The 11,863-nt window shown below is 44.0% G+C and carries 9 protein-coding genes; 5 read left to right on the forward strand and 4 right to left on the reverse strand.

Annotated features, from left to right (window positions below):
- Positions 1 to 44: 44 nt before the first annotated feature.
- Positions 45 to 1,349: an extracellular solute-binding protein gene (locus ACFSKO_RS06805; RefSeq protein WP_380249791.1), complete on the reverse strand. Its 1,305-nt coding sequence runs from the start codon at positions 1,347 to 1,349 to the stop codon at positions 45 to 47.
- 323 nt (positions 1,350 to 1,672) lie between these two features.
- Here ACFSKO_RS06805 and ACFSKO_RS06810 point away from each other — a divergent pair, with 323 nt between their 5' ends.
- Entirely contained in the window at positions 1,673 to 4,084 is a 2,412-nt protein-coding gene (locus ACFSKO_RS06810) for a DUF3772 domain-containing protein (protein WP_380249793.1), read from the forward strand.
- 139 nt (positions 4,085 to 4,223) lie between these two features.
- The gene (locus ACFSKO_RS06815) at positions 4,224 to 4,982 is read left to right on the forward strand and encodes a DeoR/GlpR family DNA-binding transcription regulator (RefSeq protein WP_380249795.1); all 759 of its coding nucleotides are present in this window, start codon (positions 4,224 to 4,226) and stop codon (positions 4,980 to 4,982) included.
- On the opposite strand, the gene ACFSKO_RS06820 is transcribed toward ACFSKO_RS06815, so the two are convergent.
- Both ACFSKO_RS06820 and ACFSKO_RS06825 read right to left on the reverse strand, forming a co-directional pair.
- Complete coding sequence (locus ACFSKO_RS06820; RefSeq protein WP_380249797.1) at positions 4,979 to 6,265, reverse strand: NAD(P)/FAD-dependent oxidoreductase; 1,287 nt, start codon at positions 6,263 to 6,265, stop codon at positions 4,979 to 4,981. The two genes, ACFSKO_RS06815 and ACFSKO_RS06820, sit on opposite strands and share 4 nt — an antisense overlap.
- A 61-nt stretch (positions 6,266 to 6,326) precedes the next feature.
- Positions 6,327 to 7,667 (reverse strand): NAD(P)/FAD-dependent oxidoreductase, encoded by a 1,341-nt coding sequence (locus ACFSKO_RS06825; RefSeq protein ID WP_380249799.1) that lies wholly within the window; start codon positions 7,665 to 7,667, stop codon positions 6,327 to 6,329.
- 214 nt (positions 7,668 to 7,881) lie between these two features.
- Between ACFSKO_RS06825 and ACFSKO_RS06830 the strand changes: the two genes are divergently transcribed.
- Entirely contained in the window at positions 7,882 to 8,103 is a 222-nt protein-coding gene (locus tag ACFSKO_RS06830; RefSeq protein WP_380249801.1) for a hypothetical protein, read from the forward strand.
- 160 nt (positions 8,104 to 8,263) lie between these two features.
- Here the strand turns inward: ACFSKO_RS06830 and gcvA are convergent, their stop codons facing one another.
- Positions 8,264 to 9,169, reverse strand: coding sequence for a transcriptional regulator GcvA (gcvA, locus tag ACFSKO_RS06835; RefSeq protein ID WP_380249803.1), 906 nt, complete (start codon positions 9,167 to 9,169; stop codon positions 8,264 to 8,266).
- A gap of 238 nt (positions 9,170 to 9,407) precedes the next feature.
- Between gcvA and ACFSKO_RS06840 the strand changes: the two genes are divergently transcribed.
- Both ACFSKO_RS06840 and ACFSKO_RS06845 read left to right on the forward strand, forming a co-directional pair.
- Positions 9,408 to 10,595, forward strand: coding sequence for an acyl-CoA dehydrogenase (locus tag ACFSKO_RS06840; RefSeq protein ID WP_380249805.1), 1,188 nt, complete (start codon positions 9,408 to 9,410; stop codon positions 10,593 to 10,595).
- A gap of 20 nt (positions 10,596 to 10,615) precedes the next feature.
- Entirely contained in the window at positions 10,616 to 11,857 is a 1,242-nt protein-coding gene (locus ACFSKO_RS06845) for a CaiB/BaiF CoA transferase family protein (protein ID WP_380249807.1), read from the forward strand.
- Positions 11,858 to 11,863 lie beyond the last annotated feature (6 nt).

Below are 11,863 nucleotides of genomic sequence, written 5' to 3' on the forward strand. Positions count from 1 at the left end.
AAAAATTATGGGCGATGACCAGTCAGCCACCGCCCATAAATCATTTAGTTGTAGGTCGCGTTGAAGCGCTCTAGCAAATCATTACTTTCTTCTTCAATTTTAGAGAAAGCTTCATCGACGGAAGATTTTCCAGCGAAAATATCGTCGAAGTGTTTATAAAGAACTTCGCGGATTTGAACGTAATAACCAAGACGATACCCTTTAGTCCAATCACCAGCAGGCTGGTTCAACTGAAGAATGCCGATCTCAGCATCAGGTGTTGTCTCGTAGTAGCCAGAAGACTTGGCAAGATCGTATGCGGCGTTAGTAATCGGAACATATCCAGTTTCTTTGTGCCAGAAGAATTGCATTTCAGGGCTAGTTAGAAACTTCATGAAATCGGCAACGCCTTTGTACTCTTCATCTTCATGGCCAGCCATAGCAAAGAGGGCTGCCCCACCAATGAAGGTGCCTTTTGGCTCATCAACAATTGACTTCCAATAGGGAAGAAAGGAGCCGCCGAATTTGAATGAAGCGCTTTTTGTGAGGCCACCGAAGGAGCCCGAAGAGCCCAGCCACATGGCTGTTTTTTGCTGAACAAAAGCGTCTTGGTTATCGCCCCAAGCGCGGCCGTAGAAACCGTACCAGCCTTTATCTAACCATGATTTTACTTTTCCCCAGTGCATTTTTAACTCTGGATTATTGTACATGATTTTTACGTCTGTGCTGTCATAACCATTGTTAGCTGTTGCCATTTGAAGATTGTGACGACTGTGGAAGTTTTCAGTGAAAATCCAAGGGCTATGGCTCTGTGCAAGAGCAATATAACCAGCTTCTTTCAGCTTGGGTGCAATCTCTTCAAACTCTTCCCAGGTTTTTGGTGGATTTGCAATGCCAGCTTTGTCAAAAGCATCTTTGTTGTAATAGAGTAATGGTGTGGAAGAGTTGAACGGCATGCCGATCATTTTCCCATCAGAATCTGCATAAAAGTTACGCACCCCGGGGAGGTAATCTTCTTTGTTAAAGCCTGATCCATGTTCGGCCATCAGGTCCGCAACGGCAACGGTTGCACCTTTTGCGTTGATGATGGTTGCTGCACCAGCATCAAATATTTGAAGAATGTGAGGTTGTTGTTTGGCACGGAAAGCGGCAATACCTGCGGTCATGGTATCTTCGTAGCCACCTTTGTAGGTTGGTACGAGTGTATACTCACTTTGGCTTTCATTGTATTTTACAGCGATTTCATCAACAACTTCACCAAGTCGACCGCCCATGGCATGCCACCATTGAACTTCGGTCGCGGCATTTGCCACATTGATTGTGGCTAGGCACGATAACGCGCCGATAGCCGTAAGGGTACGTTTCAGCATTGTAATTCTCCCTGTGGAAAAAACCTAAAAAATAGTTAGACCCGTGATCCGGGTTCATTTGAACCAATTATAGCCTTCATATGAAACTATAACTACAAAAATAGGTCAATTAAAAGACAATTAATTCTGGGAAGGTTTTTGTATTGATAAATGAGAGCCATTAATGAATAGAGTGAGGCGTTAGTATTACAATGCTCATAAAAGGTGAGTTTAATCGAATGGGAGTAAAACACTTTTTCGTTAAATTTTATAGTGGTTTCATAGGATTACGAGATTAAACGAATTGTGTTATAGTTCTTTCTAATTTTTAGTGAGGGGGGAATATGTATAAACTGGTTAGTTGTAGCAGACGAAAGCTCTTGGCCGTTGTCTCTTTTTTGCTGGTTACCAGTGCTTGCTTTCCTTCTTTTGCGCGGATTGATCTCGATCTCGATTTTGATCAGGCACTATCCTCGTGGGAATTGGTGATTTATGAAACGTCCCAAGATCTAGCGCGTCAAAATCTTGGGAAACGAGATTTCGAGAATATGAGATCGAGTTTGGAAAATATTCGAAGCCAGGCTCAAAGATATGTGACCCGGTTAAATCCAATTGAAAATCAAATTCTCAGAGAGGTAAAAGGCTTAGGCCCGGAACCTTCAGCGGACAGAGCGTCTGAAATTGAGCAAATTATTACCATTCGGCAAAACCTCAAAGGTGAACTTTCTCGTATTAGTGGCCAAATAAAACAGGCGGAATTAATTGCACCAAGGGTCGAAGAATTACTTTCTCGGCTTTCGAAGATTGAAAGGCAACAGTTTCTAGAGGAAGTCCTATCTCGAGGACCCGTACCAATATCGAGGAGCTTGTGGCGAGAATCCTTTAAGGTAACAGGTACGGCATGGGGGAAGTTTAGCAATCAGGTCGAAGATGAGTTTGAGACCATTGGCTTACACATTGAATTAGAACAAATCATCCCAGTTTGGGGCGTTGTTATTGTTGGTTTATTTGCAATTTTGTTTTGCCTAGGGGTTCTAAAACGACGCTATGGCGTTGAGGAAGACGTTATCAACCCTGATTATCACAAACGTGTCGTTGCAGCTTTTTTGCGGGCAATACGGCGGTCTTTAATTTCATTCTCTATTCTTGCCCTCGCAACGGTCACTTTTCTTTGGGGAGGTTTTCTTGAGGTTGCAGTTGAAGAGGCCTTGTGGGCAATTATTAGAGGGGCTTCTTTTTTAATCATCGCTGAAACAATTACAAAGGCGACGCTATTCCCAGAAAGGCCTGAATGGCGTGTTTTACCAATGTCTGATACTGCGGCAGTTCAGATAAGAGGTATTGTTATTGTTATTGCTCTATTTTTCTCTATTGATTTATTTTTTGGTGTCATTGGAACCGTTGCACAAGCGTCCGTTAGCCAGCACTTAATTGGACATTTCTTTACAGCAACGTCGATGGCCGTTCTCGTGATCTTGTTACATAGAAAAAAACTTTGGAAATTCTCAGGGGACATGCCTGTTGAATTGGTTCGAGTTTCTGCCCTTTGGTCAAGATTTCGTAAATCCATTGTTATCTTTATGGTGGTGATGATTGCTGCAGGTATCATTGGTTTTATTCCCTTGGCGCACTTTGCAATTTTTAATATGGTCGCAACACTTGGTTTATTTCTTATGTTGTTGTCAGCACATGTTTTAATACATGAGGTCGCCCGTTACGAATTATCCGGTGATGCCGAAATCGGTCGTAGTTTACGCAATACTCTTAAACTGGATGACGATGGGGCTGGGCGGTTGGCCTTTTGGATTGTCTTTTCAGTAGGATGTCTTCTTGTCATTTTTGGTGTTATTGGCACATTTTTAATTTGGGGAATGAGTGGGCAGCGTCTTCTAAGTATAATTCAAGCTGCGATTACCGGGTTTAAGATCGGTGAGGTACGCATATCTTTGATCGACATTGCCGTTGCGGTACTTCTTTTTATTGGCATGCTTGCGCTTACCAAGGTTTTTGCAAATATCTTGGATGAAAGGTTACTTCCTAAAACCAAGCTTGATTCTGGTGTACGTACTGCGATTAAGGCTTCAGTTGGTTATGCGGGGCTTGCTCTAGCCGTGTTAGTTGGGGTGTCTGCGGCAGGGCTTGATCTCTCAAATATTGCGATCATCGCAGGTGCCTTATCGGTGGGAATTGGTTTTGGTTTACAGTCGATCGTTAACAACTTTGTCTCCGGGCTTATATTGATATTTGAGCGCCCGATCAAACAAGGGGATTGGGTCGTTGTTGGGGCCGAGGAAGGTTATGTTAAAAAAATCAATGTCCGTGCTACCGAAATAGAAACCTTTGATCGGGCATCTGTAATTATACCTAATTCTGACCTGATCTCAGGAACGATGAAGAACTGGACCCATAAAAACAAGACGGGTCGGGTCACGGTTATGATCGGCGTTTCTTACGATAGCAATGAAGAGCAAGTTCGGGATCTTTTGGTTGGGATTGCGCAAAAGCATCCTTCCGTTATTTCTCGTCCACCTCCCTATGTACTTCTTATGGGGTTTGGGGCCAGCTCTCTTGACTTTGAACTTCGGGTGTTTTTACGCGATGTTGAAGAGTGTGTTCGTGTTGCGAGTGATCTCAGGTTTTCCATTCTCAAGCAGTTACGAGAAAATGGTATTGAGATCCCGTTTCCTCAACAAGATATCAGGATTAAAGAGTTGCCGTCTGTTTCGGATATAGAAAACTCTGTGACGGATACTTGATCCTTATAAGGAATTTATTTGAAGGTTAAATGTTGTTACCACGGGTTTGTTGGGATATTTGTGGGAATGCATTTAAAATTCTTGATTTGAATGCTTAATAGTCCCATAAGATGGGGTGTGTTCTCTCTTGGGGTTTGATATGTCTGCTTCTTCTCGTCAGCAAGAAATTTTACGTGCCATACGATTAAAAGGCACCTGCGCTGTATCAGAAATCGCGACGTCTCTTTCTGTTTCTGAAGAAACGATACGGCGAGACATAAAAATTCTTGTTGCCGATGGATTGGTTATCAAAACTCATGGTAAGGTCACCATGCCGGATGATGTTAAAGAGCCACCATTCCATTTGCGAATGCAAGAAAATATGGACGCAAAAGTTCTTATTGCTACGGCGGTATCGCGGTTGATTGAAAATGATGAAACTGTTTTTTTGCACCCAGGATCGACAACAAATTATGTTGCTCGGGCTTTATGTGATCACAGTGGTTTGGTTATTCTGACAAATTCAGCTGAAATTTCAAGAACCCTGGTGAGCGGTGTTGGTAATGAGGTGTATATGGCTGGGGGGCTACTGCGGACAGATGATGCTGCATCGGTTGGTCCGACAGCTATTGAATTCATCAAAAGTTTTCGTGTAAAAACGGCTGTTTTTTCAATTGGTGCAGTCACTGCTGAAGGGTTGATGGATTTTAGGTTGAGTGAAAAAGAATTTTGTCAGGAGGTTATGAAGCGCTCTGAACGTGTTATTGTGGCTGTTGACCATACAAAATTTGAGCGTAAGGGTATTATTCATATAGCAAATCTTGATGAAATGGATTTGCTTGTGACAGATCAAGAACCTCCCGCAATGTTGAAGGCAGCGCTAGAGGCCGCCGAAGTTGAATATTTGGTTGTAAGTTAAGCGTTACGAGAACGTGTCTCCCGCCACCAGTCGACGGCTTTCATACTCAAATACACACTTTGAGCAGCAAGAGGGCCGAGAAAACCACCATTCCACTGAAAATCAAATGCTTTGAAAATTTTGTAGCGATCAGATTGTTGGGTAATGGCCTCTGATATCAGGCGACCGCCTATCGGAGCAGTATTCATGCCATGACCACCAAAAGCTGTGCAGGCCCATACGCCAGGCTTTACCGCGCCGATATATGGCATTTTATGTCGGGCATAGGCCATTTGACCTGACCAGGCCATTTCTACCTTAACATCTTGAAGTTCAGGATAAACATTAACCATGTCTTGTTTTAAAAGTTGGGCCAGCTGTTTGGGTTCGCTTGTTCTTGTTGTAATTCGACCTCCCCAAAGAAGGCGATCCTGGTCAACAATTCGATAATAATCTGACGCCAAACGATCATCTAGAATGGCGGCCTTTGTTTTTATAAGATCATGAAGCTGATTACCGAGTTTTTCGGTTACAACAACATAAGTAGAAATCGGTAAAAGTGATCTTCTTACTTTGTCAAAGACATTTCCAGCATACCCGCCGCCACAGAAAACGATGTCTTTAGCTTTAACACGACCTTGGGGTGTTTTGATCTTCTTAATGGGTGCTTCAAGTTCCATAGATATAGCTTCAGAGTTTTCAAAAAGATGCCCGCCTCTCGCATGAATTTTCTCTGCCAGGCCAAGACAATAATTTAGTGGATGGAAATGAAAGGCTTTGCTGTCAAAGTTACCCTGGTAATAACGTTCAGTTTGGAAATGAGCTTTGACGTCTTTTTGAGAAAGAAAATCTATGTGGTGGTCGTAGCTATTGGCCATTTTGTCGCAATAACGTTTCATACCATCTGGATCGTTATAGCGAATGACAGAGAGCATTCCGGGAGAAGGATTTACGTCCTTCAGGTTTAGTTCAGTAATATTGCTTCTAACCATCTCTATGCCTTCAAGAGAGAGGTCGAAAACTTTTTTGGCTGATTGTAATCCTAAGCGATTTTCGACGATATCCTGACCACCTGCAAAGCCTGAAGAAACAAAACCGCCATTGCGTCCAGACGCTCCCCAAGCAATTTTTTGAGATTCCAGTAGAACAACAGATTTACCTTTGTTGAGTAACTCTAAGGCGCAGCTTAGCCCTGCTAGCCCGGCACCAATGATGCAAACATCTGTCTCGACTGTTGTCGTAAGAGTAGGATAGTTGGTGTGTTTGATTGCTGAGCGGGTATAAAAGGTATCTGGATAGGGCATGGAAAGAACTCTGATGGAAACTTTGGTAAATAATTTTAACAATAGAAATGGTCTTATAGAGTTAGAACCATTCATCTTTGACGTGATAATAGTTATAGGCGGCTTTTAAGTATAGCAGGCGTAAAGATGGCAGTGGAAAATTTGTATAAGGCCTTGATAATACAGTCGTTAGCTTTGATTTTTTGTCTTTTCCCGCAATTTCGTCTGCGAGTGCTTGGCCTGCCCAGCTCGACATGGCAACACCGTTGCCGTGATATGCGAGGGAGGCCCAGGCGGTCCGATCTTTGTTTATAGGGCCGACGTATGGGACTAAGTTATTGGCTAAACAGACAAACCCTTGCCAAAAATGAGTATGATTAATTGGTGCCCACTTGGGGAAAAGTTTTTCAAAATCGTGCCTTAATGTTTTCTCAGCACGGGTTTTTCCTGTTGGCGAGGCATCCGTTCCGCCGCGACCACCAAAAAGAAATCGGCCATCTGGAAGCAAGCGAAAGTAATGTAAGAGAATGCGGGTATCGTAAACGGGGGTGGTATTGGTCCATCCCTGTTGTGATCTCTCCTGATCGGTTAAGGGGCGGGTTACAAGTACGGATGAAAGGGCTGGCAGTAATTTACCCGATGCGCTTTCGGAAAGGTCATCAGGAGTATATCCGTTGGTTGCCATGACGACTTGTTTGGCTTTCAGCGTTCCTTTTTCTGAACGAAGAAGGTGTTTGTTTCCTTGGCGCGACCATTCAAGTACGGGGCTATTTCCAAAGATCGTGATGCTTGCCTTTCGGAGAATTTCAGCCAAGCCCCTGGCATACTTTAAAGGGTGCAGACCAAAACCCGTTGGGTTGTGCAGGCCGCCATGAAAATTTCCGGCCAGCCCCATCGTAGATAGATCATTGGGGGTGAGCAGGGTGGTGTCATGATCGAAGGTTGCCTTCATGAAAGACTTTTCTTCTTGCAACTCTTTAATGCGATTGGCTCTGTGGGCCAGCGATACTTCACCCTCGCCGGTGACATCGGCGTCGATATTGTGATCTGTGAGGAAGGACTTAACAAAAGAAACTGATGCCTTTTGTGTGTTCACAAAAGACTTTGCTTCCTCAAGTCCGTACCGCTTTATCATCTGTTGATAACTCAGCTTTGCGGCTCCCATGCAACAAAATCCACCGTTTCGCCCTGATGCTCCCCACCCAGGTTGTGCAGCCTCTATGATTTTGACATCCATTCCATAGCGTGTTGCAAGGTGATATGCGGTCATCATTCCTGTGTAACCACTACCTATTATTGCGATGTCACAGTGATCATCTGACGATAGTTCTGTAAAGTCGTCGATTGCGGATGCAGTATTACGCCAATAACTGGCGGCAACCGTTGAAGGCGCAAAGGCGGTGCTATCGTACAGGTATTTCATGTGGATGCTTCTGTGCAACTGAGAAAGGCTTTGGCGTTATTCCATTCCAGCAACGGGGCGTCGTCAAGGTTAAAGTCTGTATCCAAAATTATTTTAAATAAGCTGCTGCGACATTGTGTCCTGCTTAAAAAGAGAATATATATTGAAAATTCCATAAGAAGTATATAAAATACATCTTATGGAATTTGAAGATAATGGGATAAGGAAAACAATCATGGAATATGTTGTTGTCACAGCTGAGATATTAACGGTTTTGTGGTTTGTAAATTACATTCTAATGATAAATGGCTTCATTAAAGAAGGTATTAAGGCAGCTTTTCCAAGGCGCGACCCCTTGACTCGATTTTTCATAACAAATGCGAAGTGGGCAATCTTTACTGGGATCAGCATCGTCTATGTCGGAACTGCCGTCTACATATTCGATTTGGTAACTTAGTTAGTTTGAATAATCTTTCAAGTATATGAAAAAATAGGAGTTAATTATGGTATTAGATATTGATAAATTACTCATTAAAGCACTAACGATCAGCCTAATATGGGTTCTTGTTCCAATGCCTTTGTATATTTGGATGCTGCTGAAGGTTGTGGTTTAGAACTCACTTTACCTCATGCCAAGATGCTTCTCTTAGCAGCCAACGCCGAAAAGTTTGCAGTCTTGGCAGCCCGCGTTTGTTTTCTGGGTAGACGAGATAATAAGCATTTTTACCACGTACACTGTCATCAAATAGCTGCACTAATAAGCCCTTACTTAGTTCTTCCTTGATTAGAAAAGCTGGGAGGAGGGCGACGCCCAATCCAGTGAGCGCGGCATTTATAATCATATGAAACTGTTCGAATTTCGGCCCCGCGGCGGGATTAATGTCGTGAGTGTTTTTACTTTTTAACCACTCTTGCCAAGCATAGGGTCTGGACCTTAGCTGTAAAAGAGTATGGTGACGCAGGTCTTCGGGTGTTTTTATTTCCTGTCGATCATTAAATAAATTGGGGCTACAGACCGGGATCATTTCTTCGCCCATTAATTTGTCTGAAATTGTCCCTGGCCAGTTGCTATCACCAAAATAGATTGCTGCGTCGATGTCTTCGCTCTCAAAATTAAAAGCCTCGATCCGTGTCACCAAGTTAACATTGATCTCGGGGTGCTGAGAAGTAAATCGCCCCAGACGAGGTATGAGCCAGCGACTGCCAAAAGTTGGTAGGCAAGCTAGAAGTAACTCACCGCCGACACCTTGGTAAGCCAGAAGATTAAGGGTGGCTGCTTTGAGCTGGTCGAGCCCTTTTCGAACCTCCTGAACATAACTGGCTCCGGCCTCTGTCAGTACCAACCTTTGTCGAACTCTTTCAAAAAGTCTAATCCCGAGTTCTTCTTCTAGCTGGCGAATTTGACGACTGACGGCACTTTGGGTGACATTTAGTTCTTCAGCGGCTTTCGTAAAGCTCATGTGACGTGCTGAGGATTCGAATGTTCTAAGCGCGGTAAGGGAGGGCACGTAACGGTATATCACAGGATAATCGCTCAAGTTTTTAAAAATTGTAACGGGTGTGTAGTCTATAATTTAGCGGCGTCAATGTCATGAGTTTTATGAATGATGTTTGGAAAATATATCGTTAGCCTTTCACGGCAGAGGGGGTGACAATGAATATAAAAATTATTCTGAATATCGGTGTCCGGAAATCGTAAGAACCTTTTTGTAAGCTAAAGAACCATAAGGCCATAAGGCCAGACAATAGAAAGATTTTAAAATGTCTGCATCTGCAAAACTGGGAAAATTTGTTTGGGAAGACCCATTCTTAATGGATGAGCAGCTAAACGAAGAAGAGCGTATGATACGTGATAGTGCTCGGGCCTATGCGCAAGATAAGTTGATGCCGCGTATCATTGACGCTAACCGTAATGAAGTTTTTGATCGTGAGATTATGCACGAAATGGGTGCTCTCGGCTTCTTGGGTGCGACAATAGATGGGTACGGTTGCGCCGGAGTAAACTATACAAGCTATGGACTTATAGCGCGTGAAATTGAGCGTGTAGATAGTGGATACCGCTCTGCGATGTCGGTTCAGTCATCGCTGGTTATGCACCCGATTTATGCTTATGGCTCTGATGAACAAAAGGAAAAGTATTTACCAAAACTTGCAACGGGCGAATACGTTGGTTGTTTTGGCCTTACAGAACCAGATGCCGGGTCTGACCCAGGGAGCATGAAGACCCGCGCGTCCAAGGTTGAAGGCGGGTATGAACTTTCCGGTGCTAAGATGTGGATCACCAATTCTCCAATCGCTGATGTTATGGTCGTTTGGGCCAAAAATGATGAAGGGATTATTAGAGGATTTGTACTGGAGCGCGGTATGAAAGGCCTGACAACACCCAAAATTGAAGGTAAATTTAGCCTGCGTGCTTCTGTGACGGGTGAAATTGTGATGGATCAGGTCTTTGTTCCTGAAGGGAACATGTTCCCTGAAGTAAAAGGGCTGAAGGGGCCGTTTGGCTGTTTGAACCGGGCACGGTATGGTATTGCCTGGGGCGCGTTGGGCGCAGCTGAATTTTGCTGGCATGCAGGACGTCAGTACACACTTGATCGTAAACAATTCGATCGTCCATTAGCACAAACTCAGCTGGTTCAAAAAAAATTAGCCGATATGCAGACCGAAATTTCTCTTGGGCTTCAGGGCTGTCTACGTGCTGGTCGGCTTTTTGATGAAGGTAAAATAGCACCGGAATTAATCTCAATGATTAAGCGTAATTCCTGTGGGAAATCCTTGGATATCGCGCGTACAGCACGTGATATGCACGGTGGAAACGGTGTTTCAGATGAGTTCCATGTCATTCGTCATGTTATGAACCTTGAAGCGGTAAATACATATGAGGGGACACATGATGTCCATGCCTTGATTCTTGGGCGGGCTCAGACTGGTCTTCAGGCGTTTATGTAGTTTTTTCGTGGAGAGAAACATTGAGTGAAACTCCTGATGCTGAAAAAGAAACTGCCCCTCTTGAAGGGGTAAGAGTTCTTGATCTCTCACGTGTCCTGGCCGGTCCCTGGGTTGGTCAATCTCTGGCCGATTTAGGATGTGACGTGATCAAGGTGGAGCGTCCAGGCTGCGGGGATGATACCCGGGCCTGGGGGCCTCCTTTTGTAAAAGATTTAGATGGTAAGGATACAGGGGAGTCAGCCTACTATATGGCTGCAAACAGAGGAAAGCGCTCTCTTGCTGTTGATATTACGAAACCTGAAGGACAAAACTTGCTGCATCAATTGGTCAAAAACTGTGATGTAGTTGTTGAGAATTTTAAGGTAGGTGGCCTAAAGAAGTATGGTCTGGATTACCAGAGTTTATCAGCCATAAATCCAAAGCTGGTTTATTGTTCTATTACGGGTTTTGGGCAGCAGGGGCCTTATGCCGAAAAAGCCGGGTACGACCTGATGATTCAGGGGATGGGCGGCTTGATGAGTATAACGGGCGAAGCGGATCGACAACCCATGAAGGTTGGTGTTGCCGTGGTTGATCTCTTTAGTGGTATGTATGGGTTATCCGCAATTCTGGCGGCACTTTACAAGTGTCAAAGAACTGGCCGGGGCGATCATATTGATATTGCATTGATGGACTGTCAGGCTGCCATGTTGGCAAACCAAGCCACAAATTATCTGGTCTCAGATAAAGTGCCCCATCGTAAAGGCAACGCGCATCCAAACATATCTCCTTATGAGGTCTTTGAAACATCAGATGGTTATATGATCCTTGCTGTCGGTAATGATCGTCAGTTTGTGGAATTCTGTCATGTTGCAGGCTGTTCATCATTAGCCGAAGACGCTCTTTTTTCAACCAATACTCTGCGGGTAGAAAATCGGGATATATTGGTGCCCAAGGTGGCACTTGTATTGAAAGACCAAGCTACGGCCCATTGGATTGATATACTGGGTACCGTCAAGGTTCCTTGTGGCCCCATCAATGATATTTCCCAAGTATTTTCTGACCCCCATGTTCAACAGCGGGGAATATTGAAAAAATATACTCATCCAAGTGGTGTTACTCAAGAGCTGGTCTCGACCCCAATAAAGTATGCAAAATCAAAATCCGGTACTGAATTACCGCCACCAATACTTGGGCAGCACACAGATGAGATCTTGAGGGATATTCTTGGCGTGGATGATAGTGAAATTGCTAAACTTCGCAATCTCGGCGCGGTTGCTTAAAGGCAA

This window comes from Kiloniella antarctica (assembly GCF_042682825.1).
Lineage (GTDB): Bacteria > Pseudomonadota > Alphaproteobacteria > Kiloniellales > Kiloniellaceae > Kiloniella > Kiloniella antarctica.